Consider the following 25,074-nt stretch of genomic DNA (forward strand, 5'->3'; position numbering starts at 1 on the left):
AATGAGGAAGGATGTTCCATTTAAACAATCAGCAAGCTCTTTTGAGAATAATGAATACTTCTACTAAACCTTACCACAACCCGATAGTTTTTAGTTTAAAGCACAGAATTGATTAAAAAGTCAAGCTTGTCTCCTTTCAATATATCCGTTATTTTGATGGGGAAATGAATAAAAAGACTAAGCTGATATACGACATCAACCTTTTTTTTTAAAACTTAGCCCCCTATCTCCTACCCAAAATTTTCTAAGCTTTATTTAAGAATACATGAAAATTAAATTACCCTATCTTATTGGAATAACCTTGTTGCTGGGGATAATTTACTTTGGGTACATTAAAATATCTGAGGGAATACGGGAGAAAAACCGTCAGGAAAAAGTAAAAAAACTAGAGAATACAGCCTCAAAAAATGTAACCATTCTCCCTGATATCATATCCATTGACTACCTGGGAGAAAAACGAACCTTGGCCATCTATTTGCCAGAAAATTATGCGCTAGACAGCACTGATTACTCTGTGATCTACTTTCTAGATGGACAGTCCCTTTTTGACCAGAAGATCCAAGAGGGCACTGAATGGCAGATTGATGAGGTTTTGGATAGTCTTGGAAATCTAGGCCAGCAGCAATCCATCGTCATAGGTATTTATAATTCATCTGAGAGAATCAAAGAATACAAACCCTTCCCAGAAACAGGTTTTTTTGCTGACAAAAGCTATGAGGGAGACCAGCATGCTGCTTGGATTATAGAAACCCTCAAGCCATGGGTAGATTCAAAATACCGAACCAAAAAAGACCCAGAGTATACCATCATTGCAGGAGCATCTTTGGGTGGGTTGATGTCTTATTATATGCTGATGAATTACCCTTCCACTTTCGGCGGAGCTATCGTGTTTTCTCCATCATTTTGGGTAAATGAAAAGGTATTCTCACTTCATCAAAATAATGAGTCCCTATTCACTCAAAAAATTTACTTCAATGCAGGAGAGCTGGAAAGTTCAAACATTGAAAATATATTGAAAATGCGTGATACCCTTCTGAAACAAGGCATGCCCAAAGAAAACATCAAACTAGACATAGAAGATGGATTGGGTCATTCTCACTCTACTTGGAAAAATGGATTTAGAAACGCTTATCCCTGGATTGTAAACAGGCCTTAATTTAAATTGAAAAAGGGATGTAAAAACATCTATTAATATGCCTCCTCCCTGACTCCCTTACTATTTGCATCCCATAGTATTTACTGGTTGTATTATGAACTAAACATCCAAAATCGCTCTTCCTTTTTCACCAATCCGCAGCAAAGTTTCTTCAGTGATATATTTCTTTTGATCGATCTGTTGGGGTTGCTCTTTTGAGCAGAAGTAACTGTGGATACTCCTCCTGATTTTTGAAGTTTCGTTCATTGTTCCTCCATGCCAAACATGGGAATTAAAAATGAAGACAGAGCCTGCGGGGGCAATTATTTTGATTTCCTTAGGATGTTTGTCTAAAGGATTAATCAGGGCTTCATCGGGCAACTCACTCCATTTATGTGAGGAAGGAACAATCCGTGTGGCCCCATTATTCTCTGTAAAATCGTCCAATAACCAAATACTATTACAAACCTGATACATTTCATTCACAACAGTATTTTTCCAATCTACATGTAGCTTTTGAAGCCCTTGACCTGGTTTTGCTGCTCTGTAATTAAGAGATGACAATTTGTATTGTTGGCCTAAAACAGCTTCAATCCCGGCCAAAACACGTGGATGCGTATAAAACATATCAAACACCTCTCCTTTGTTAACCAAGTCTGCTAATCGGTCGGCCCCTTCCTCTTTCGGGTGTCGAATGTATTTGGACTCTACTAATTCTGCGCCTGCCTTCTCCCCTTCTGATTCAATCAATTCGGCAATTCTATTATTGACTTGATTGACTTGATCATCACTTAGTAACTGCCCTAAATTGAGATAACCGTAAGTATCCAAAAAATCAATTTCATTTTTCGTAAGCATATACATTCATTTTAAGAATCAAGATACAGATATAATGATATTAGTTTTTCAATATGAGTTTAGGTAATAAAAGCCAAAAATCCACAACTTTTCTACTCTCCTGCGTATCTCTTTAATGTGAAAAAATTCATCATACCTGGAATTGCCTTTTTGATTTTTATCGCTGGTTTGGCGGCCTTGATGGTACCTTTTATCCCTGTTGGTTGGTTATTGATCGCTCTGGCCTCCTTACTCATGGCTCCTTACCTCCCTATAGTCCGCCAATTTATAGGTTGGTTGACCAAGATCGACAATACTGGATTCGTAGAAAAAGCGGGTGAAAAGGCAGCAAATCTTTACCGATGGGCCAATGATCCCAAAAGAGCAAAGAAACTGGAGGCTATTTTAGAAGAAAATAAACAAGAGAAAAAAACTAAGTAAGGCAACTAAAATTACTACAAATAACAAATTAAAATAGAGCTCTTATTCCTTAAGAGTTATTGATTAATTTCTCGACCTTTAATTTTTAGACCAATCCATTCAACATGCAAATCATCCCAGAAGATAAAATCAGCACCCTTTTAGATTACAAAAAACTGATTGAAGAGCTTCGCGAAATTTTCAAATCTGATTACACCATGCCTGTTAGGCATCATCATTTTTACAAAACAGAAGACGGCGAAGAAAACACCCTTATTTTAATGCCTGTATGGAATAATGAATACATGGGTATGAAGCAGGTCACTGTGGCACCGACTAACGCCAAAAACAACATGCCTTCTATTTTTGCACAGTACATTCTAAGTAATTCTAAAACCGGTCAACCACTGGCGATGATGAATGCTACGGAACTAACTGCACGAAGAACAGCTTGTGCATCCGCCCTTGCATCCTCTTATCTTTCTAGAAAAGATGCTGAAAACCTCTTAATTGTCGGAGGTGGAAGTGTTGCAAATCATTTGGTTCAAGCTCATATGTCAGTAAGGAATTTCAAAAAAATTAGTGTTTGGATGCGAAACCAAGAAAAAATGGAAGCCTTTGTCAATAACCTAAAGGATCAAGGAATCCCTGCGGAAAGCGTCTCCAATTTAGAGGAGTCCGCTCGCAATGCAGATATTATCTCCTGTGCTACCTTATCTAAAGACCCTATCATTAAAGGGGAATGGGTTAAACTTGGAGCACATTTAGATATGATTGGTTCCCATAAACCTACTACCCGAGAAACAGACAATGACGCTATACGTAAAAGTTCAATTTTCTTAGATTCCCGTGAAGGAGCATTACATGAGTCAGGCGAACTTGCTATTCCTATTGCTGAAGGGATTATTACAGAAAATGACATCAAAGCTGACATCGTAGAACTAGTAAAAGGGATTCATCCGGGAAGAAGTTCGAATGATGAGATCACTTTATTTAAATCTGCAGGACTTGCCGTTGAAGATCTTGCTGCCGCACTCCTGATCTACAAAAGCTACAATGCTTAGTTTTGTATTTTTTGCTGGGTTATAGAAAATGATCCTTAACTTATCTAGCAACTTTCTTAGTACACACTTTTAAAACTTATTTTTCTATGTCCGATAAAAACATCAAAATGCCTGGAGTTTACATCGAAGAAAAAAATGCTTTTCCAAATTCCGTTGTCGGCGTCGCAACTGCCATTCCTGCTTTTATTGGATACACTCCACAGGCAAACCTTAACGGAAAATCCTGCATCAATAAACCGGTGAAAATAAGCTCATTTAATGAATTCAAAAGTATCTTTTGCTTTCCTAATGAGCCCAATTCTTCAAACCCCAAACAGCAATATACTCCTTCATACTATTTGGTAAAACAGGAAAAAGAGCCAGAAAATACTCCTTGGCTAACAATAAGAGGTAGTTACTATGCCATAGTACCAGATCCCTCCACTGTTTATTACCTATATAGCAGCATTCTATTATTCTTTCAAAATGGAGGTAGTGATGCTTATATTGTATCTGTGGGTACTTATGGTTCTCCATCGAATGCAGCACAGAAAATCGGAGAAGACCTTATAAACCCTAATATTCGCCTAAACGATTTAGTGAAAGGGTTACAACTCTTAAAAAATGAACCGGAGCCCACTCTTTATGTCTGTCCTGAAGCAACGCTGCTTTCTAAAGCTGAATTTGGAAAATTGACTCAAATGATGCTTCAGCAAAATGAAGAAATGGGGACTGCAATCAGTATTTTGGATGTTCCTTGTGGAAAAAATCCTGACCCTATTACTTTTAATGAGGGAATAGAGTCTTTTAGGAGAAGTATAGGAAGTAAAAGTCTAAGCTATGGAGCGGCATATTATCCTTTTGTGGAAACTACCATCATGCAAGATCGGGACATTGATTTCACCATCTTATTTGGAGGAGATATAAGCAAACTCCAAGAAATCATCAACCCTAAAGATCACCCTGATAAAAACGTATCGGATTTATTTAAGCAAATTGAAGACAAGCCTTCAAAATTCACAGAGAAGCAAATTCACAAATCCTTGTATATGCTTAGCAAAGCTTATAAAGAGATAATTTCTAAGGTTTTGAAAGAAGCAAATACACTTCCTCCAAGTGCTGGCATCGCGGGTGTAATCACGATGACTGATAACTCTTTTGGAGTTTGGAAAGCACCTGCAAATCAATCCTTAATGGGAGTCATCAACTTACCCATACGATTGACGGATTCTCAACAGGAAAACTTTAATATAGACCCGGCCACTGGTAAATCCATCAATGCAATTCGTGTTTTTAATGGTCAAGGGATATTGATTTGGGGAGCTCGAACTTTAGATGGCAATAGCCTAGATTATAGATATATATCTGTTAAGAGAACTTTGATATTTATAGAGCAGTCCTGTAAGGCAGCATTAAAAGCTTATGTTTTTGAGCCTAATGATAAAAACACCTGGTCAACAGTAACTAAGTTGATCAGCAACTTCCTTACCTCCATTTGGAAGCAAGGTGGTTTGGCTGGAGCTAATTCAAAGGATTCCTTTTCGGTTGCCTGCGGAATTGGGACTACTATGACTGAAAATGACATTCTAGAGGGAGTATTAAGATTATCAATAAAAGTTGCACTAACACATCCTGCAGAATTCATAGATATTTCACTAGAACAAAAAATGGCAAAAGCTTAAAAGCTAATTCTTGAGTTGATTTAATTTTCTTGTTTTACAAGCTCAATAAATCAAAAAAACTGGCGCCTATCTAGAAAATATTGGCGCCAGTAGATAATATATTTTGTTAGAAGAGGATTTGGAGCATCATCATCCTAACCCCTGCTCAACTCCTCCATTTCGGAAATAGCATCATCAAGCTTTTTTAAAATGCCTCCATATATGGTTTTCACATCTTCTCTATGGATTTTTTTAGCAAAAACACTCATCAATATAGCTCCCAGCAAAATAGGAATCGTGGATTGAATATGCACCCCAAAAATTAGATCATTCGAAGACTCAACCACTTTTTCCCGTATCCCCAAAAAGATATCGGAAAACCACAATCCAAAATAAAAAGTTAGAATTAAGGCAGGGTATACTACTCTATACATGCTACCATATCGCTCTATAGAGTTTTCTATCCAATCTTTAAAAGCTTTCAAATAGGCATAACTATTTTGACCCTTATCCACTTTCTCTAGTGCCTTCATTTCATTTGTTGCAGTATAAGCCACATATAACATCATGACGAGCACTATACTTCCTGCCAATAGAGCCCCCGCAAAATAGGATGCTATCCAAAGCATCGAAGACCCTCCAATTATCAACCAAATATTGTTTCGAAACATTCTGCTATATTTCTCAATAATGTGGGCTGACTTTCGATTATATAGGTCATTGACTTGAGGAGCAACCAATGCTTCTTCATTTAAAAACCCATCTTTCCATATATTTTCAATTGACTTTTCCATCTAATATTTTCTTTAAACGTTCTTTAATTCTTTTAATTCTCACACCAATGTTATTGGCGTTAGTGCCAATAATCACCGAAATTTCTTGATAGGACTTCTCCTCCAAATACAAGAGTATGACCGCTCTATCTACTTCTGAAAGTTGCCTTATGGCTGCATAAAGTTGGGCTAGCGATTCATCTGAAAAATCAGAAGTACTATCTTCTGGCCGATCCACCGGTTGATGACCAGAAAGAATTACCTGCTTTTTCTTTTTACTACTCTTCAATAAGGTCAGACACACATTTAGGCTCAGTCGGTAAATCCAGGTAGACCATTCTGACTGATCATTGAAGTTGTCTCTACTTCTCCAAATCTGAAGACATACCTCTTGGTAATAATCTTCAAAATCCTCTTTTGTATCAGTATAAGCTCTACAGATTTTGATGATAATGCCTGCATGTGGTAATATGAATGAAGTATAGAAATCGCTGCTCACTTTCTGCCTGTTTATATTGGTTAGTGGAGAAAATTAAAAATCATTACAGTCTGGGCATTATTTTTTTTCTAAGGAAAGCATCCAATTTGAAATAATCCTTAAACCAAAACAAACAATTCAGGCCTTCCCCAAATTGCTTTTTCATTTCTACCCATCATTTTTAGATTAAACAAATACTGGAAATCGAAGTTGATGAGTTAAGTATTGGCCTTTATAGCAAGGCAATTTAGATCGAAGTCAAATCCTTAAATTATATCAACTTTGAAGAATTATTTGATTGTAGGAGCATCCTCCGGAATTGGTAAATCTCTTGCGAAAATATTGACAGAATCAGGGCATCAAGTTTATGCGACTTATAATGAAAACCCCATTGACAGTCTTTCTTCCAAGATCAGTTATTCTCACCTGAATGTAATGGAAGAGGAATTAGACTTGAATTTTCTACCTGAAAAACTCGATGGAGTTGCTTATTGCCCTGGAAGCATCAATTTGAAGCCTTTTGCCAGAATTAAACCAGAGGCATTCAAAGAAGATTTTGAACTTCAAGTCTTGGGAGCCATTAAAGTTTTACAAGCAGTTAGCCCAAAATTGAAAGCTTCAGAAAATTCTTCTGTAGTCCTATTTTCCACGGTGGCTGTTCAGATGGGATTCAACTTCCATACTCAGGTAGCTGCCTCTAAAGGTGCTCTGGAAGGATTGACCAGGTCTTTGGCGGCTGAATGGGCTCCTTCTATCCGTGTCAATGCAATCGCTCCTTCTGTGACAGATACTCCTTTGGCTAGTAAACTATTGGGATCAGATGAAAAAAAGGAAGCCAATGGACAGAGACATCCGTTAAAAAAAATAGGCATGCCTGAGGATATAGCTGAAATGGCTGCCTTTCTTCTCTCCGAAAAATCCTCCTGGATGAGCGGTCAAGTACTTCATGTAGATGGGGGAATGTCAAGTATTAAATAAAAAATCATGTTTGGAATATTCAAGAAGAAATCAAAAATCGAAGTGCTGGAAGAAAAGTATAAAAAACTTCAGCAGGAATCATATAAGCTATCCACGGTCAACAGAACTGAAAGTGATAAAAAATTAGCGGAAGCAGAGGAAGTGATCAAAGAAATAGAACTCCTCAAAAAACAAGACCAATAAATGAGAGTACTCCTGACTGGCGCTTCTGGTTATATCGGGAAACGATTACTCCCTGTTCTGATAGAAAATGGCCATCAGGTGATTTGTTGTGTCCGAGATACCAGTAGGTTTAACCCAGAGCCAGAATTTGAATCTCATATAGAGGTAATAGAAGTAGATTTTTTGGAAAAGGAATCCCTGGATAAAATCCCAAAAGATATTGATGGAGCTTATTACCTATTGCATTCCATGGCGGCCTCCTCTGATTATGAGGAATTAGAGCTTAAATGTGCCAGAAATTTCAGAGAAGCAATTAATCAGACGGATGCAAAACATGTTATTTACCTGAGTGGAATCGTTAACGAATCATCCTTATCCAAACACCTCTCTTCAAGAAAAGCCGTGGAAGTGGAATTAAAGGAAGGCAAGTACCACTTCACTACTTTTCGAGCTGGAATCATTATTGGTTCGGGCAGTGCATCCTTTGAAATCATCCGTGATTTAGTGGAAAAACTTCCGATCATGATCACCCCAAAATGGCTTAACACAAAATGTCAACCGATTGGGATTGCTGATGTCATTGCCTTCTTACAAAAAGCACTTTTAAAAAAAGAAGTTTACGATCAAAATTTTGACATAGGTGGTCCAGATATCCTATCATACAAAGAAATGCTTCTTGGCTTTGCGGAAGCCAGAGGTTTAGAAAGAAAAATCTATATCGTGCCGGTCATGACTCCCAGGCTTTCTTCCTATTGGCTTTACTTCGTCACTTCTACCTCATACAAATTAGCTACAGCTTTGGTCAGCAGTATGAAAGTAGAGGTGATTTGTCAACCGAGTTCTATCAATGAAATCCTAGATGTGAAGCCAAGTGATTACAAAACAGCCCTGAAAAAGACCCTTTACAAAATCAAAGGGAACGAGATTCTATCCAGTTGGAAGGATTCCTGGAGCAGCGGTGTAATAGACCAAAAAATAGATATCAACCTTTCTGTCCCTCAATACGGTTGCTTTAAAGATGTGAGGTCCATGGAAGTAAAGGATACGGAGTTGACTAAGGAAAAAATCTGGCAAATCGGTGGGGATAAAGGCTGGTATTATGGGAATTGGTTATGGAAAGTGAGAGGTTTTTTAGACCAGTTGGTAGGAGGCGTAGGATTAAGAAGAGGAAGAAGTCACCCTTCCCGACTATTGCCGGGGGATGCATTGGATTTTTGGAGAGTGCTTTATGCCAATCAAAAAGAAGGAAGGTTATTACTATTTGCAGAAATGAAACTTCCAGGAGAAGCTTGGCTTGAGTTTAACTTAAAAGATGGCATACTCAAGCAAACTGCAACTTTCCGACCCTCAGGAATTTCTGGACGCCTATATTGGTATGCGGTTTTCCCTTTCCACGGCTTTATTTTCAATGGAATGCTAAATAAGCTAGCTAGTTGAATCATCGGGGTTTCAAACTATTAACAGTTTAAATTTTTATTGTTTTGATGATTTTTCGAGAACAGTTTTCAAGCAATTTCTACAGATAGAAACTCAAATAATAAGTCAATTCCACATTATGGAACAGAAGAGTTTGAAATATTTTTTTTAAAAAAACATATAACTATTTCATGATTTAAAAAACTAACATTGATTTCTTAAATACAACCTATCTATTTATTTTTCAGGTATTTACAAAAAATTAATATTATTCTAAAAATTTATTCCAATTGTATTTTTTTATTGCGTTTGTAGTTTTTTAATTATAAATTGTACATAATAAACTTCAGTAGATGTTTATTTTCAGTTGATATTTTTCTCTTTTTCCAATTTTTCTTTTTTACCTATGAAACAGTTCTTCTTTTTACTTGCATTCTTGTTGGTACTTGGGGTTAGAGCCCAATCAATTTCCGGAAAAGTACTCGAACCATCTGGATCCCCTTTATCATTTGCCAATGTTCTTTTACTGACTACCTCGGATTCTTCTTTGATCAAAGGTGCTGTTACTGACACCTTAGGAAACTTTGCGATTTTTAATGTTCCTAGCGGGAAGTATCTTATTTCTGCTTCAATGATGGGATATAAACAGGTTTACCTACCTCCTATTTTGGTTGAGACTACCCCTGTTGAAGGAATTACTCTTTATCTACAAGAAGACAGCCAACAGCTGGATGAAGTGATGGTCGTGGAGAAAAGACCATTTGTAGAACAATATATTGATAAGATGGTGGTCAATGTTTCAAACAGTATTATTGCCAGTGGGTCTACGGCTCTAGAGGTATTGGAAAAGCTCCTGGGGTTACCATAGACAGACAAAACAATTCTCTCCGACTTCGAGGTAAAGACGGGGTAATCGTCCAAATGGACGGAAAGCAAACCTATTTATCCATGGAGGATTTGGTCATCTTGCTTAGTACCATGTCTAGTGATAACATTGATCAGATCGAGTTGATCACAAACCCTTCTGCAAAGTATGATGCTGCAGGGAACTCAGGCATTATCAACATTAAATTGATGGAGAATAATGATATCGGAACGAATGGATCAATATCATTAGGAGCTGGTTCTGGGCGTTTTGACAGAGAAAGAGGAAGCTTGCAAATCAACCATCGAGCAAAGAAAATCAACGTGTTTGGTAACTATAGTGCAAATGCAGGAGGAGGATATTTTGATCTAGATAGTAGACAGTTTATTGAAAAGGGAGAGCAACAAAATTACATTGATCAAAAAACCTACATTGTATTTGATAACTGGGGTCAAAACGCAAAAGCAGGAGCAGACTATTTCTTAGGGAAAAACACAACAATAGGTGTGGTTTGGACTGGATTCTGGAGTAATAATGGCGAAGATGGAATTGCCAGTAGCGATTTCCAAAGGAAAAATGGCGACTATTATTTAGAAACAAGTACAGCTAAACAAATCAGTAGTATCTCTAAAAACAATGTTGGCAACCTGAATTTTCAACATAAATTCGGTGAAAATGGTGGACAGCTTACTGCAGACTTTGATCTTGGCCAATTCAAAAGACAATACTCAAATACATTACAGACTGATAGTCACACTCCGGAGGAACCTACCCAACCAAGGCAGGGTCTCTTAACTGAAATGCCTACAACTATCACAATCAGAACTGCTAAAGTTGATTATAGCCGTGTGGTATTCAACAATTGGAATATGGAAGCTGGTCTCAAAACTGCTTTTGTAGAAAGCGATAATGATTTAACCTTATCTCAAGGAGAAGAAGGAAACCTCGTTATAGACCCCATATTATCAAACCATTTTATTTACACCGAAAATGTAAATGCTGCATATATCAGCTTTTCTGGTAAACTTGGTGAGGCCACCCAAGCTCAAATGGGTTTAAGAGGAGAACATACAATTTCTGAAGGAAAATCTCTTAACTCGGAAAGTTCCGTTAAAAGAAATTATTTGAATGTCTTTCCCAGTGTATTTATCTCTAATAAACTATCAGAAAACCATGCTTTGGTTCTTTCTTATAGTTATCGAATCAATCGACCTAGCTACCAATTCTTAAATCCCGCACGATCTTATGTTGACCCCTTTTTATACAGCCGAGGTAACGCATTCCTACAACCGGAATACACTCATTCGCTTGAATTAAAACATGGTTTCAAGGACAAGCTTTATACTTCAGTAGGTGCAAGTTTTGTAACTGATTTGATTTTTTACCTTATACAACCTGTTGATAGCATCCGTACAGAAAGAACTCCAGATAATGTCGGCAGCTCCCAATCATATAATATCACTATCAGCTATCCACTTGAAGTTATGAAAGGGTGGAATGCTCAATTGAATTTCACAGGACTATATAGTCGGTTTAATTACCTCTATCAGGAAAACCCTATTATAGTGGAACAAATTTCCAGTAGGTTAAACATGTCTAATACTTTTGCATTTCAAAAAGGTTGGACAGGTGAATTAACTGGATGGATTAGCTCCCCCTCTATCCAAGCTCTGGCTCGTGCACCATGGCTGGGTTCGCTTGATCTTGGAATTCAAAAATCTTTTAGCTCGAAATTTAAAGCCAGATTGAGTATCCAAGATATTTTTCACACCAATAAGTTTATTGGAAAAATAGATGTACCGGGCTTTAACTCAGACTATCACCTCCAATTCGATACACGAGTAGCAATGATTAACCTAACCTATACTCTAGGCAACCAAGATTTGAAAGCAGCTCGACAAAGAAAACTTGGATCAGAAGAGGAATCTCAGCGGACAAACTGATTTTAAGTGGAGATTGGTGAAAAAAGAACCTTTTGGCGGGTGGTCTATGCAAATAAGCAGGAAAATCGACTTTTATCATTTGCAGAAATGAAACTTCCAGGAGAAGCTTGGCTAGAGTTTAACTTAAAAGATGGCGTACTCAAGCAAACTGCAACTTTCCGCCCCTCTGGTATTTCTGGGCGCCTTTATTGGTATGCTGTTTTCCCTTTCCATGGCTTTATTTTCAATGGAATGCTTCGGTTCCTAAGTCAATGATTATAGGGATCAATTACTTATTTCAATATTAATTCTACTGCCGAAAAGATCAGAAAAATCATTATTTCTGACGATTAAAACATATTTTGCTTTTTCAATCAAGTTAGAAATTAATAAACCACCTCTCCTCTGTGAGCAACCCTAAATTGACTCGGCAAATGGGGCTTTTAGCTCTAATTGCCACCGGAGTCTGTTCTATGCTTGGAGCCTCGATTAACGTGGTTCCATTTATGATCCAACGGAATGTCCCAGGCATCGGACCCTATGTTTTACCAGCTTTTCTATTTGCAGCAATTCCCGCACTTTTTGCCGCTTTTGCCTATGGCATCCTCTCCTCAGCCATGCCAAGAGCCGGAGGAAGTTATATCTATGCAAGTCGAGGCCTCAACCCCTATTTAGGTTTTGTAGCCAGCTTCTCTCAATGGTTTGGACTATCTATCGTTATTGGGGTTATTTCTTACCTGACCGTTCCTTTTATCCGTGATATCACATCTAGTTTTGGTTGGGATGATATCTCAAGTACACTCGAAATAGGCTGGGTAAGAGTTGGTCTTGCATTGAGCTTTATTTGGGGGTTTGTCATGATCAATATTCGAGGCATAAAAACCTATGAGAAGATCGTATTACCCATGATGTTTTTAATGTTTGCTTTGGGTGGAATTGTAATTATTTCAGGTATATTTTTTGACTCCAGTGATTTTTTAATTGCTCTCCAAAAAGAGGAAGCAAGAACCTTTGTGCCAACTACTGAAACTGAGTTTGATTTGCGGGTATTTTTGTCCGCGGCAGCTCTTCTTTTTTCTAGTTTTATCGGTTTTGACTCCATTGCCCAAGCAGGTGGTGAGGCCAAAAATCCCACTAAGAATTTACCAAAAGCAATCGTCTTGGCCATACTTGGAGTTGGGCTATTTTATTTCCTCTTCTCAGCTTCTGTTTATCATATTATCCCTTGGAGTTTTATCGCGGAAGAGGCTATGATTAAGGATATTTCTGCGCCAGGATTATTGAGTTACGTGTTACCCTCTGGCTTGGGAATAGCCATCATTGTAGGAGCAGCAATTGCTTTGATCAATGATTTGCCTGCCATGCTATTATCCGTTTCCAGACTGATGTTTGCCTGGTCAGAGGATGGGATTTTCCCAAAAGTAATTTCAAAAATCCACCCTAAAAACAACACGCCATTTGTCGCCTTGTTGGTAGCTGGATTAATGGCTAGCATAGGGGTATTAGGGTCTCATTTTGCTGGTGATTTCTTTTTGGGAATTGACATTATGGTCACTTCCATGATGGTGAATTTTCTATTGATGTGTATTACACTGATCACAATCCCCAAGGTTAATCCTTTGATAGCAAAAGATATTTCTGTTTTAAAAATCAGGAAGATACAGCTACTGATAGGCTGGGCGGGAATAATTTCCCTCACTGGTTTTCTTGGTATTCATACATATAAAGACCTAACAGCCACTACGAGTGCATGGTACTTTCACTCCACCCCTATTTGGTTAATCGTAATGGGTTTGGCTAGTATCATTTTCGCTTATAAATGGAAGCAATTAAAAAATAAAGAACCTAATTTGAGACAACGGTTTTTGGAACTCCCAAAAGAATAAAAAATGAATGCAAAAATTGAATTAGCGGAAGATTTAAAAATTTCAAGAATAGTAACAGGTCTTTGGCAAATCGCCGATATGGAAAGGGATGGGAAAACGCTAGACCCCATTGCTACTTCAAAGCATATGCAGGCATATATGGAGGCCGGTTTAACCTCTTTTGATATGGCCGATCATTATGGCTCAAGTGAAATTATTGCTGGTACTTTTAAAAATAGTCTCGCTGACAAAAATAGCATTCAACTGTTCACCAAATGGGTTCCAAAACCGGGAAAAATCAGTCGTGAGGATGTTCGTAAAGCAGTAAATATTGCGTTGGTTAGGATGCAACAGCCTTCCATTGATTTATTACAATTTCATGCTTGGTTTTATCCTGATCCAAGCTGGCTGGATGGACTTTTTTACCTAAAGGAGCTGAAAGAGGAAGGGCTGATCAAGCATCTGGGAGTTACCAATTTTGATGCTGCCCACTTAAGAATTGCCTGTGCCAGCGGCATCCCTATAGTCAGCAATCAGGTGTGTCATTCTGTTATTGATCAAAGGGCTTCTCAGCAAATGAAAAATGTCTGTGAAACCTATAATGTGAAACTATTAGCCTTTGGAACGCTAGCTGGTGGCTTTTTAACAGACAAATGGCTTGGGAAAGCAGAACCAAAAGAGGATGAAATAAAAATCTGGTCTCAAATGAAATACAAGCGTTTTATTGATGCAGCAGGTGGCTGGACTCCTTTTCAAAACCTCTTAGAAATTCTCAAAAGCGTGGCAGATAAGCATCAAGTATCGGTCGCGAACATAGCTGGTCGTTATATTTTAGAGTCCCCAACGGTCGCTTCTATCATTGTGGGAGCGAGACTTGGTGAAAGCGAACACATCGCTGACAATAAAAAGTTGCTTGATATCAACCTTGATGCAAAAGATATTGAGTCTATAAAAAAAGCACAAAGTCAATTAAAAGCCATCCCGGGAGATTGTGGGGATGAATATAGAAAACCTCCATTTTTAACTGCCTCTGGTGATTTGAGTGATCATTTAGAAACCATTCCAAAAGCTTTCACCCCAGTCAAAAAGAGTGAACAAAGATCACAGATCTTTAGTGGTACTGAATGGGAGGAGTATGCAGGTTATTGTAGAGCTGTGAAAGATGGAAATCGAGTTCATGTTTCAGGAACTACCGCCACACATGGCCCAAATATGATTGGCGGTAAAGATCCTGCCGCACAAGCTCATTTTGTGATCGATAAGATTGAAGGAGTCCTTACTTCATTTGGAGGCTCCTTAGAGGATGTGGTACGCACAAGAATCTTTGTCAACAATATCAATGACTGGGAGCCAGTAGCCAGAGCTCATGGAGAAAGATTTAAGGATATCAATCCTGCCAACACCCTTGTGGAAGCAAAATTAGTTGGAGATGGCTATCTGGTCGAAATTGAAGCAGAAGCAGTTCTTCAGCAAAGAATATAAATCTATTTTGAAGAACCTTGATCAAGTACTGATTCAAATGGTTTCCATTCTGTTTCCATAAATGAATTGACAGTTTTTGAAAAATCTTGCACCATTTTAGAAGCTTGACCCAATATTTCTTGATGTTGGGATGAAAGAGCATTCGTCTGAGCTGCAGCAATTTTTAAAGCATCTTGAACTTTGGAATAAGGAGATGATTCAAAAGATTGCCAGGCCCCTACCTGCCTATCCGGTCTAGGGATTTGTCCTTTTGCCCTCAGGTCTTTCAATTTCTGCTTCATTTTTTTTGTCAAAACAAGCGTTGAATCTCCAGTATTTCCCTCTTCTTCAAGCTTTTTAATCAATTCATCAACCCTTTCGATTTTCCCATCGATATCTTTTAAAAGTCCTGCTATTATCCCTAACTGGGCATCAGCCGCTTTTCGATATTGATAAAGTTGTTCATCTACTTTTGGATCTAAATCAAACCTTGGGTCTGGCACTACCCTGACTATTGTAGAATCTTTGTAGTCACCATAATGTAAAACAATCTTATAATCTCCTGGCAAAACAGGGATATCTCGGGAAAATTCATCCGAACCTCTTCCAGTAGGTGAAGAAGAAACTTCATCTAACTTCCAGATCATATAATTCAACCCCTGCACTAAATCATTGGACTCCAATGTATTGATAAGGTTATTTTTTGAGTCAAAAACCTCTGCTTTTACAATAGACTTCTCTTCCGGTATTCCCTTTAAGTAAAATGGGATTTTCGTTTTTTGGAAAACTTTATTCTCTCCTTCAAAAGTCGTATTAAAACCAGTCCAGATATTTCCCGGAGGGTTAATGAACAAGCCTTTTACTTGGACAGCGTCATTCATTGGCAGTGCCGTAAGTCGATCTTTTAGGCGATTGGAAGCTATTTCTCTTAAAGACAATAAATCATCCAGAACCCAAATAGCACGGCCAAAAGTACCTACGATCAAAGCAGACTCTGGCTCTTGAATTTTTAAATCCATAGTGGAAACAGAAGGAAATCCATTTTTGAATTGCTCCCAACTCTTTCCTTCATCAAAACTTAACCACAACCCATTTTCTGTCCCCAAGAAAACTAATTTTGGCTCTACTGGATCCTGAATGACAGTCAGTGCATATCCTTTCACATTACTTTCATCTACCATCCTTGTCCAGGTTTCCCCAAAGTCGATGGTTTTAAAGAGATATGGCGCATAATCTCCCTTTCTATAATCATTTACCACGACCCAAGCTGTTCCTTTATCGTATCGAGAGGCTTGGATCTGAGCCACCCAACCTTCCTTTGGCATTTCCTGAATATTGGAAGTTAGATTTTGCCAGCTTTTGCCTGCATCAGTAGTCAATTGGATTTGACCATCATCAGTGCCTACCCAAATAACATCCTCATCTAAAGCACTTGGAGAAACCGTCAAAATAGAATTATACCGTTCTGCACCAGAGACATCTAGCGTGAGTCCTCCATAGTCGGCTTTTTGGTGAAGCGGATTATTAGTAGTTAAATCAGGTGAAATAATTTCCCAGGTGGCTCCCTTGTCTTTGGTCTTGTGGACAAATTGAGATCCGTAATAAACTGAGTTGGAATCAAATGGATTATCTGCAAAACCAGCATTCCAATTGAATCTCAAGATTGTGGACTCATCCATTGCAGGAGGCTGAATGCTCACATAATACCCGGTCAGCTTATCATATCTATATAAATCACCGTTTTGGGATGAGCCGTATCCGAACCTTGAATTATCCAAATCCGGAGAAATATCAAAGCCGTCTCCTCCTACCAAATACTGCCAATAGAGCGTTCTGATCCCTCCTCTTTTCCAGGTGTAAGCTGGACCTGACCAATTACCATTGTCTTGCATCCCTCCATACACATTGTAAGGAACATCATGATCTACACCCACATGGTAAAATTGGGCAACAGGAATTGACTCTGGGAAATACCAACTTTTACCATGGTCATAGGTAATTCCTAAACCACCATCTCCTCCAATGATAAAATGTTGTGCATCATTTGGATTGACCCAAAAAGCATGAAAATCTGCATGAATTCCTTTAGTCTCATCAGCAGGAATCATTGGTGTAGTATCAAAAGTTTTGGCCCCATCATAACTGACAGATAAGGGCTGATAAATATTATATACCCGATCAGGATCTTCGGTATCCACTGCCAAGTCCTGGAAGTAAAAAGGTCTATTATTGGCAAATTTTGGATTATCGTTGATCAACTCCCATGAATTACCCCCATTATCACTTATGTATATCGCATTTTTCTCCGCTTCTATTTTTGCATACATTCTTTGGGGGTTGGAATGTGCTATCGCTAATCCAATTCTACCCAAATCACCTGCCGGAAGACCTTGATCTACTCCTTGCTTCACCCAAGTTTCTCCAGCATCTTTTGAAACAAAAAGCCCAGATCCTGACCCACCAGAGGTAAAATAATAGGGAGTTCTTTTATGCTCGTACAATGCTGCAAAAATGATATTCGGATCATTTGGATGCATAACCAAATCTGCAATTCCTGAACGATTATTTGAAAACAATATCTTTTCCCAAGTTAAACCTCCATCTTTTGTTTTATAGAGCCCTCGATGTTCATTTTCAGTGAATGGATCTCCCATGGCACCTACGTATACCTTATTGGGATCAGTAGGATCCACCAAGATTCTATGAATGGTCTTCGTATGCTCCAAGCCCATGTGTTCCCAAGTTTTACCTGCATCTTCACTTTTGAAAATCCCCATTCCTAGATTCATGGAATTTCTGGGGTTCCCTTCACCAGTCCCTACCCAAATAACATTTGGATCAGTTTGTTGGATTGCTAATGCCCCGATATTTTGGGTTGGTTGCTCATCAAACACCGGAGTCCAGGCAGACCCACCATTTTCAGACTTCCAAACTCCTCCAGATGCTGCTCCTACATAGATGATCTTGGGCTTGTCAGTTACCACATCAATAGCAGTAATCCTTCCACTCATATTGGCTGGACCTACATTTCTGATATTCAAATTTTCAAGTCCTGATAGATCGGTTGTTTGAGCTGATAATAAGTGGGCGATTACAAAAAATACTAGAAAGAGCGTATTTCTAAATTTCATAGAGACTGGATATTTTACAGGGTGATACGATTTCAAGCAATTTAACCTATCTAAAGAGATGCTGGGATTATTGATAAGATAAAATTAAATAGTCGGTAAAATCCCGATAGAATTCTACTCTGTTTTCGGATTATTTTTTTCCTCTTTTTTTCCTCCCTGTTTATCTTAACAGCTCTTTTTTCATTCCCTTACCAAGGTAAAAGCTTGGATGTGGTGGCTGGTTATAACCTACATTTTGCCATGCTATACTTATGCGATATTGAGAGTCTTGCATTAAGGTGGGTATTCTAAAAGCAGTAGGAATAGTACTAGAATAAACTCGAAGTTCAGTATTGTCTTCACTCCTTAAAATCAACTCTTCTCTCCAGTCGCCCAATATATCCCCAGACAAAGCAGGAGTAGCTTTTGTCCCATTGTTAGAAGTGGCTCCTTCTGCCTCAAATACCACCCCTTTACCATATTTGGAAATACGATTACGATCTAGTAATTCTCTAGTAAGATCTCCGTCCCACCAAATAAGGAAATTCATTTCGCGTGGTGCTTCGCCAATTTCATTGCCCTGAATATCATACAATGCAGTGCTTCCCGACCACCACATTTGTGCTCCAACACGGGAAGAATCTATATTCCCGGCTACTCCACGTCCAACATCTTGATCTGGAGCAGCTTCAAAAAGCACCTGACCATTACGTGCATTAAAAAGTGCTACACCTGGTCCTTTTGTCCCCTCTTCTATTTCATGGATACCGAAAACTTCCAAATCTGGAGTCGAAGGATCAAGGTCGCTGACATGAAGGGCATCCCCATGTCTAAACCAAGTAGAATAAAGACCTTCTCCATTATCATCCACTACCATCGCCCCAAAAACAATTTCATCTTTCCCATCGAAATCGACGTCTGCAACCGATAAACCATGATTCCCCATACCTGAATATGGGTTCTCTCTATTTTTTGAATCGAAGACCCAGCGACTTTCCAGTTTTCCATTTTCAAAATCAAATGCTGCCAAAACGGTACGCCCATAATATCCTCGACCCATAATCAAGCTTGGCCGATTCCCATCAAGGTAAGCTACGCAAGCAGTGAAACGATCCACTCGATTCCCAGAACTATCATTACCTCCGTTACCACCAACTCCACCCCAACCTCCGATGTTACCACGGGATGGGATGTAATCCACTGTATTCAGAGATTCACCTGTATTTCCATCGAATACTGTCAGATATTCTGGCCCCTTTAGAATTTTTCCAAAAGTTTTGGACTGGGGATCTAAGTCTCTCCAGTCTTTTGAGGGATCACCTATCACATTCCCCAATGCATCTGAGCTTCCATCGGCAGTTTTGCAAGCAAATTCAGCTTTGCCGTCACCGTCCAGATCAAACACCATAAACTGGGTGTAATGGGCACCTTCCCTTATATTTTTTCCCAGGTTTATTTCCCAAAGAAAAGTGCCATCCAATTCATAGGCCTGAAATATTGGAGGGTCAGTTAGCCCTCTTTGTGAATTATCCCTGCTTTTCCCAATTTGGTGAACAACGATTTCATATTGTCCATCACCATCCAGGTCACCCACAGAAACATCATTTGGAGCATAACCTTCAGGCTTTCTTAAAGGGATAGAAAAATATGGCTTTGCAACTGTTAAAGCCCCTATAGAAAAATCTCCTTTTTCATCCGACTCCTTACTCCCCCTAACTGATTTGACAAACCAGGTATTCTTCTGAGTATGATCAAAGGATTTATCCTGATACCAGGTTACTCCCTCTATAGGATCATTATTGACTTTGGAAACTTTACCATTACTATCTTTTCGGTATAGATTGAAAGCAAGGTCAGCTGAATCTTCCTTAAACAATCTCCAACTTACAAAAGCAGTATGATCGTCTGTTTTGATGGCAACTACTCCGCGATCAAGGTTTTCCACTTGCCTTTGGGCAGGTAAAATTGTAGGGATTGTGATGAGGGTTAAAAAAGTAATGTAAAATTGAATTTTCATAGGTTATATCTATAGCAAAAGAATTAGAGGCACATGACAAGGAAGAGCCTTAAAATACAATAAAATATCTCTTATTCAGGAACCTGAACATCAGCTTGTACTATAAATATCTTGAAGGTTTCAAGAACAATCCATCATACCCTAGGGGAGTACTCATTTGAAATTTGATCTCAAACTAGGCACTAATGCTCTGGATATTGGAAGAATAAAGCGTTACTCATCCCATTAAAACCCAACGAGGAAACAACATTTCATGACTTTAAGCTTTAGAAAACCATAGAAGCCAATAGCTCTGACAGTCAAGAGTTTGAATTTCAAAAGAAAGGTGGTAAATTTTAAAACTTCGATTTTTACTTGAACAATAGCAGTATGATTAACCAATCCATTTTTTTTGCGATACATCCTGATGCACCCAAAGACATGCGGGTCTTTGGGGATAAGATCAAATCCTCTGGAACCCGTGGTTCTACAAAGGCGGTGGGTTTTGAAAGTAAAGATTTTCAGCCTACTCCTGGGCTACAAATCCCTGAATTAATCAGCTCATTTAGAGGAGGAATTGATACGATTCTTTTCTCTTTCCCTTCAGTTCCACTATATGGAAATACGGAAAGGACAGATGCCTATAAATCCTTAATCCAAGCACTCAGAATTGGGACCAATTTCATCATTGTACATTATGAGTCTGACAGGGAAACAATCGGGAACTGGTTTACTGCCGCAGGCCATTCATTAAGCGCAATTTCCTGGGTACCCATACCTAGTTATGTAGACTTTACTGATTGGGCTGAAGATGCTTATGTAGCCTTAAGAGATGCACATGACAATACTTTTTATTTAATGGAACCTTGGGAATTCCCTAGATCGGGAGATCAACTACTGGCAGATAGTATTGAAGAATACACCCATCTTAATTCGATTCAAGCTCCTCTGATTTTTCAAGGTGGAAATTGCTTGATTGCGGATGATTTTTGGATTTTGGGTAAGGATTATTATCAAGACACCATAGACTATATTCAAGATCATACGTTGCCATTAAGAGTTAACCCTGGGCAAAAAGTCGAAGATTTGGTTCGTCAAAGTTTTTCTGATTATGTAGATAAAAACCGCCCCATGTTTGTTGCTGGAACGAAAAAGAAAATTCCATTGGCAGCCTATGTGGGATCTAAGGAAAACGATGAGTTTATCCTTGATATCGTGGGTGCTGGAACCGGCCCTTATCAACCTATTTTCCATATTGACATGTTTATGAGTCTTATTGGCAAAAACGAAGAGGGTAAATTTGAAATGATGGTAGGTTCACCGAAACTTGGAAATGAACTTCTTGGTCTTTCTGACAGAGCACATAACCTTCAGGCTGCTTACGATGAAATAGCTCGTTCTTTTGAAAAGGAAGGAATCATTGTTCATAGAAACCCTCTTGTTCACTACCCTGAATTTACAGGTAGAAAAATCCCAATTAAGTATTTACAAAACTTAGCCATTCAAAATCCGGATGACAAAGATGTAAATAGTGCATTAAAGGATTTATATAGTTTGGGAGCTAGGGAAAACGATTTTGCTCTAGTCAGAAACTGGCATCACATCACCAGTAATAATTGCCTTGTGGAAAACAGCGAGAAATTTGGCAAACATGTGTATTTACCCACTTTTGGACATGGGGAATACACCCAATTATCAGCTTTAGACGACCATATGAAAGACCTTTGGGAAAGCTTTGGATTTACGGTCCATCAGTTGGGTGATTTCAACAGTTTTGCAAAAAGACAAGGCGTTGTACACTGTATCTCAAAATTCATCAAAAGGAGTGATTAACAATGAATTACATTAAACATTAATAAGTACCTCCTATTTTTATATATTAATTTTCAATAACCAAACAGTCCCAAACTTTATAAAAAATAATCCATGTCCAAACAATTCAAGGTAATAGAAAGAATGGACTTTTTGCTTGAGGGCTGGCAAAAATCAAATGATTCCAGACAGGTGTTTTTAAGTTGCTACCGGTTGATGACTTTCAACATGCTCAAAGCTATAAATCAAGGTGGTTTTCACGATCCTGATTGGATCACACAGTTACTTCATCGATTTGCTGACTATTATTTTGATGCTTTGTATTGCTATGACTGCGGGGAAAAGCCCTCAAAAGTATGGCAGGAAGTCCATCAATTTACTTCTGAAAAGGATCTTCGAAATGTTCAATATCTCCTGATGGGAGTAAATGCACATATCAATTATGATTTGGTACTCACTTTATATGACATGCTACTCGAGGAATGGTGGCAGCTAAGCAAAAAAGAACAGATCCTCCGATATCAGGATCACTGCAAGGTAAACGAGATTATTGCTGCAAGTATCGATCAAGTTCAAGATGAATTACTGAGTCCCTCGGATCCAGTTATGAGTTGGATTGACAATGCTTTTGGGAGAGTGGATGAATACCTTCTCTCAAAATTGATCACAAACTGGCGTCAAGAAGTTTGGGATCAAGCCTGTGTATTACTGGGTACTTCCACTGATGAAAAGAGAGAAGTTTTAAGATTAAAACTTGAGAATAGCGTTTTGAAACGAAATAAATTAATTGCCTTGGATTTTTAACTTTTTACACCGGATCGGCTTTCAGTGATTTTATCCACCACCAAGGAAATTGCCCCATCTCCAGTCACGTTGCAAGCTGTACCAAAGCTATCCATGGCAATGTAAAGCGCAATCATCAAACCAATCATCTCTTCGTTGAATCCTAACATGGACTGAAGAACGCCTATTGCTGCCATAATCGCTCCTCCTGGCACACCAGGCGCTGCTACCATGGCAATTCCCAACATAAAAATAAAGCCTGCAAACATCCCAAAATTAAATGGAACACCTTCCAAGATCATCAAAGCCATCGCACAAGCAGTGATTTTCATGATACTCCCAGAAAGGTGAATCGTCGCACAAAGCGGAACTACAAACCCGGCTATTTTCGGAGATACTCCATTCTTTTCTGCTTGCTCTAAAGTCACTGGTATTGTAGCAGCAGAAGACTGCGTTCCCAAGGCTGTAAAGTATGCAGGCATCATGGTTGCCAATAGCTTCAATGGATTCTTTTTGACGATTGCACCTGTGATTACATATTGAAGGATCAACAGGAAGATATGCATGGCAAAAATGACTCCGATGATATTTAAGAAAACGGAAAGGATCGAATAAACCTGACCGCTGAACGCCATGTTAGCGAAAATCCCTAGAATAAAGATGGGCAAAAGTGGAATGATCACATTCTCAATCACCTGCATGATGATGGATTCAAAGTCCTTCACCACTTTTTTCAAGGTAGAATTTTCCTGATATGAAAGCCCAAGGCCTATGACAAATGCTAAGACCAAAGCAGACATCACGTCGATCACAGCTGGGATTGTAATACTGAAATAAGGCACTAAATCATTTCCTCCTTCGGTCACTTCTGCAGCTTCATTGACATGGGAAGCCAATAAAGAAGGAAAAATCGTCGAAGAGGTAAAATAACTCATAAAGCCAGAAAACAGGGTTGAACCATAGGCAATAGCCGCGGTAAGCAGCAATAATCTCCCTGCTCCTTTTCCGAGATCAGAAATGGCAGGCATGATTAAACCCAGGATAATAAGGGGAATGGCGAAATTCAGAAACTGACCAAAAAAGGCATTGAAGGTGGCAAAAATCCTATTGATAGATTCCGGTAAAAACAGTCCAAAAACAATTCCTAATACGATGGCTATAAATACTTTGAAAAGTAAATTGGAGAATAACTGCTTCATTTTCGATGTTAATTGATTCGCTTTCCAGCTTTCTGGTTTTCAATTGAGCTTGCTAAGATAAAAGGAATGTCTTTGAAGAGACCAATGGTCTTGAAATAATTAAGAAGGGCTTTTTATCCAAACTCTGCTTCTCCCTATAAACTGAATCAAAAACTTGACATCAAAATGAAAACAAAAAAAGCGGTGTGTGCCCTTTGAGACACAACACCGCTTAAAAATCAATCAATTTTTTGGACTCTAATAAACTAAGATATCCCTCTATTTACAGAGCGCCTTTGATATAATAATTTCTGATTCATTATATCCCTTCAACCCAAGAGATCGTTCTAGAATACTCAATTCCATCAACCATAGTAGTAAGAGTATAATCTCCTTTGGCTTGCGGATGTACATAATATCTAAATGGAAGTATATACTGACAATTTCCATCATTATTTGTTACAATTCTTATTCTGTCTGATCTGAAATTAGATAATACATCAATTTCCTCCCCGTTAAAGTGTATTGAAAATCCATTATCTTCAATAAATGCCTCAGCATCCGCCATGATAGAGCTTATCTGCTCTTCCGTTAAACTCCCTAAACATTCCCCTTCATTTAAGATACCCTGTAAGGTAAAATTGATAGTCGCCCAAGACCCCATTGGAACTTCAACAGGGGTATCTTCTCCAGGTAAAGCAGGAATTCGGACACTTTCTCCCCTAATTAAACTAAGGTCAACCTGATTATCATTAATTTTTTGAGTTCCATTGCTCAATCTCAAAGAATTTCCTGAAATAAGTTTGTCTGTTGACTTTAAAGAAAAGTCTTTCTCTGCTGATAGAACTTCCGATTCAGCATTTACATCATCATTGACAAAATCTACATTGCTACAGGAATAAAAAACCACGGCAAGTAAGAGTAAAACAATTTTAAAATTTTTCATATAAAATATATTAATGTTAAAAATAATCTATTTCAATATAGTACAAAACAGCTCAATTAAACCATGAAATACATTTTTTTGAATATAAAATAATTTTTAGCAGCATTATCACTTTATGAAAAAGAATCGATTTAACTTAATAAAAGCATTCTAATTATTATACAATACGATTATTAGATAAATCAATTAGATATTTTTAATAATTAAAAATGAAATCTTTTTTATAACTAACC

General features: G+C 38.3%; 21 protein-coding genes. 14 read left to right on the forward strand and 7 right to left on the reverse strand.

Translation table 11 applies throughout. From position 1 onward, the window contains the following. The first annotated feature begins 265 nt into the window (after positions 1–265). Entirely contained in the window at positions 266–1,156 is an 891-nt protein-coding gene (locus tag ALPR1_RS15910; RefSeq protein WP_008202223.1) for an alpha/beta hydrolase, read from the forward strand. A 99-nt stretch (positions 1,157–1,255) separates the two neighbouring features. Here the strand turns inward: ALPR1_RS15910 and ALPR1_RS15915 are convergent, their stop codons facing one another. Next, positions 1,256–1,993: a phytanoyl-CoA dioxygenase family protein gene (locus ALPR1_RS15915; protein ID WP_050776406.1), complete on the reverse strand. Its 738-nt coding sequence runs from the start codon at positions 1,991–1,993 to the stop codon at positions 1,256–1,258. Positions 1,994–2,110: 117 nt separating this feature from the next. Between ALPR1_RS15915 and ALPR1_RS15920 the strand changes: the two genes are divergently transcribed. The 3 genes from ALPR1_RS15920 to ALPR1_RS15930 all read left to right on the forward strand — a co-directional run bounded on the left by ALPR1_RS15920 (position 2,111) and on the right by ALPR1_RS15930 (position 5,117). Continuing rightward, the gene (locus ALPR1_RS15920) at positions 2,111–2,413 is read left to right on the forward strand and encodes a hypothetical protein (RefSeq protein ID WP_008202227.1); all 303 of its coding nucleotides are present in this window, start codon (positions 2,111–2,113) and stop codon (positions 2,411–2,413) included. A gap of 104 nt (positions 2,414–2,517) precedes the next feature. Further along, the gene (lhpI, locus tag ALPR1_RS15925) at positions 2,518–3,456 is read left to right on the forward strand and encodes a bifunctional Delta(1)-pyrroline-2-carboxylate/Delta(1)-piperideine-2-carboxylate reductase (RefSeq protein WP_008202229.1); all 939 of its coding nucleotides are present in this window, start codon (positions 2,518–2,520) and stop codon (positions 3,454–3,456) included. Between the two features lie 86 nt (positions 3,457–3,542). Beyond that, positions 3,543–5,117 (forward strand): phage tail sheath family protein, encoded by a 1,575-nt coding sequence (locus ALPR1_RS15930; RefSeq protein ID WP_008202231.1) that lies wholly within the window; start codon positions 3,543–3,545, stop codon positions 5,115–5,117. A gap of 134 nt (positions 5,118–5,251) precedes the next feature. Here the strand turns inward: ALPR1_RS15930 and ALPR1_RS15935 are convergent, their stop codons facing one another. After that, complete coding sequence (locus ALPR1_RS15935; protein ID WP_008202232.1) at positions 5,252–5,890, reverse strand: hypothetical protein; 639 nt, start codon at positions 5,888–5,890, stop codon at positions 5,252–5,254. Continuing rightward, positions 5,874–6,368 (reverse strand): RNA polymerase sigma factor, encoded by a 495-nt coding sequence (locus ALPR1_RS15940; RefSeq protein WP_008202233.1) that lies wholly within the window; start codon positions 6,366–6,368, stop codon positions 5,874–5,876. The genes ALPR1_RS15935 and ALPR1_RS15940 overlap by 17 nt, the downstream gene beginning before the upstream one ends. Before the next feature lie 261 nt (positions 6,369–6,629). Between ALPR1_RS15940 and ALPR1_RS15945 the strand changes: the two genes are divergently transcribed. The 8 genes from ALPR1_RS15945 to ALPR1_RS15975 all read left to right on the forward strand — a co-directional run bounded on the left by ALPR1_RS15945 (position 6,630) and on the right by ALPR1_RS15975 (position 15,037). Beyond that, positions 6,630–7,325, forward strand: a complete 696-nt coding sequence (locus ALPR1_RS15945) for an SDR family NAD(P)-dependent oxidoreductase (protein WP_008202234.1) — start codon at positions 6,630–6,632, stop codon at positions 7,323–7,325. A gap of 6 nt (positions 7,326–7,331) precedes the next feature. After that, positions 7,332–7,508, forward strand: a complete 177-nt coding sequence (locus ALPR1_RS20845) for a Lacal_2735 family protein (protein ID WP_008202235.1) — start codon at positions 7,332–7,334, stop codon at positions 7,506–7,508. Continuing rightward, positions 7,509–8,924, forward strand: a complete 1,416-nt coding sequence (locus ALPR1_RS15955) for an SDR family oxidoreductase (RefSeq protein ID WP_008202236.1) — start codon at positions 7,509–7,511, stop codon at positions 8,922–8,924. A 385-nt stretch (positions 8,925–9,309) separates the two neighbouring features. Further along, positions 9,310–9,771, forward strand: a complete 462-nt coding sequence (locus ALPR1_RS20750) for a carboxypeptidase-like regulatory domain-containing protein (RefSeq protein ID WP_085946736.1) — start codon at positions 9,310–9,312, stop codon at positions 9,769–9,771. Positions 9,772–9,824: 53 nt separating this feature from the next. Next, a complete protein-coding gene (locus ALPR1_RS15960; protein WP_085946737.1) occupies positions 9,825–11,711 on the forward strand; it encodes an outer membrane beta-barrel family protein in 1,887 nt (628 codons plus the stop codon). Between the two features lie 6 nt (positions 11,712–11,717). Further along, positions 11,718–11,966 (forward strand): DUF2867 domain-containing protein, encoded by a 249-nt coding sequence (locus tag ALPR1_RS15965; RefSeq protein ID WP_008202237.1) that lies wholly within the window; start codon positions 11,718–11,720, stop codon positions 11,964–11,966. Between the two features lie 131 nt (positions 11,967–12,097). Further along, complete coding sequence (locus ALPR1_RS15970; RefSeq protein WP_008202238.1) at positions 12,098–13,576, forward strand: APC family permease; 1,479 nt, start codon at positions 12,098–12,100, stop codon at positions 13,574–13,576. A gap of 3 nt (positions 13,577–13,579) precedes the next feature. Further along, the gene (locus tag ALPR1_RS15975; protein WP_008202239.1) at positions 13,580–15,037 is read left to right on the forward strand and encodes an aldo/keto reductase; all 1,458 of its coding nucleotides are present in this window, start codon (positions 13,580–13,582) and stop codon (positions 15,035–15,037) included. Positions 15,038–15,039: 2 nt separating this feature from the next. Here ALPR1_RS15975 and ALPR1_RS15980 read toward each other — a convergent pair whose 3' ends face one another. Together ALPR1_RS15980 and ALPR1_RS15985 are read right to left on the reverse strand one after the other, a co-directional pair. After that, complete coding sequence (locus ALPR1_RS15980; protein ID WP_008202240.1) at positions 15,040–18,147, reverse strand: WD40/YVTN/BNR-like repeat-containing protein; 3,108 nt, start codon at positions 18,145–18,147, stop codon at positions 15,040–15,042. A gap of 160 nt (positions 18,148–18,307) precedes the next feature. Continuing rightward, positions 18,308–20,143 (reverse strand): rhamnogalacturonan lyase, encoded by a 1,836-nt coding sequence (locus ALPR1_RS15985; RefSeq protein ID WP_008202241.1) that lies wholly within the window; start codon positions 20,141–20,143, stop codon positions 18,308–18,310. 369 nt (positions 20,144–20,512) lie between these two features. On the opposite strand from ALPR1_RS15985, the gene ALPR1_RS15990 reads away from it, so the two are divergent. Then, positions 20,513–21,955: a hypothetical protein gene (locus tag ALPR1_RS15990; RefSeq protein WP_008202242.1), complete on the forward strand. Its 1,443-nt coding sequence runs from the start codon at positions 20,513–20,515 to the stop codon at positions 21,953–21,955. A 93-nt stretch (positions 21,956–22,048) separates the two neighbouring features. Next, a complete protein-coding gene (locus ALPR1_RS15995; protein WP_008202243.1) occupies positions 22,049–22,738 on the forward strand; it encodes a DUF5995 family protein in 690 nt (229 codons plus the stop codon). Here the strand turns inward: ALPR1_RS15995 and ALPR1_RS16000 are convergent. Both ALPR1_RS16000 and ALPR1_RS16005 read right to left on the reverse strand, forming a co-directional pair. Further along, positions 22,735–23,916 (reverse strand): dicarboxylate/amino acid:cation symporter, encoded by a 1,182-nt coding sequence (locus ALPR1_RS16000; protein ID WP_008202244.1) that lies wholly within the window; start codon positions 23,914–23,916, stop codon positions 22,735–22,737. The genes ALPR1_RS15995 and ALPR1_RS16000 overlap by 4 nt on opposite strands. 298 nt (positions 23,917–24,214) lie before the next feature. After that, positions 24,215–24,841, reverse strand: a complete 627-nt coding sequence (locus ALPR1_RS16005; protein WP_008202246.1) for a hypothetical protein — start codon at positions 24,839–24,841, stop codon at positions 24,215–24,217. Positions 24,842–25,074: the final 233 nt, after the last annotated feature.

The sequence above is a fragment of the Algoriphagus machipongonensis genome (genome assembly GCF_000166275.1).
In the GTDB taxonomy this organism is placed as follows: domain Bacteria; phylum Bacteroidota; class Bacteroidia; order Cytophagales; family Cyclobacteriaceae; genus Algoriphagus; species Algoriphagus machipongonensis.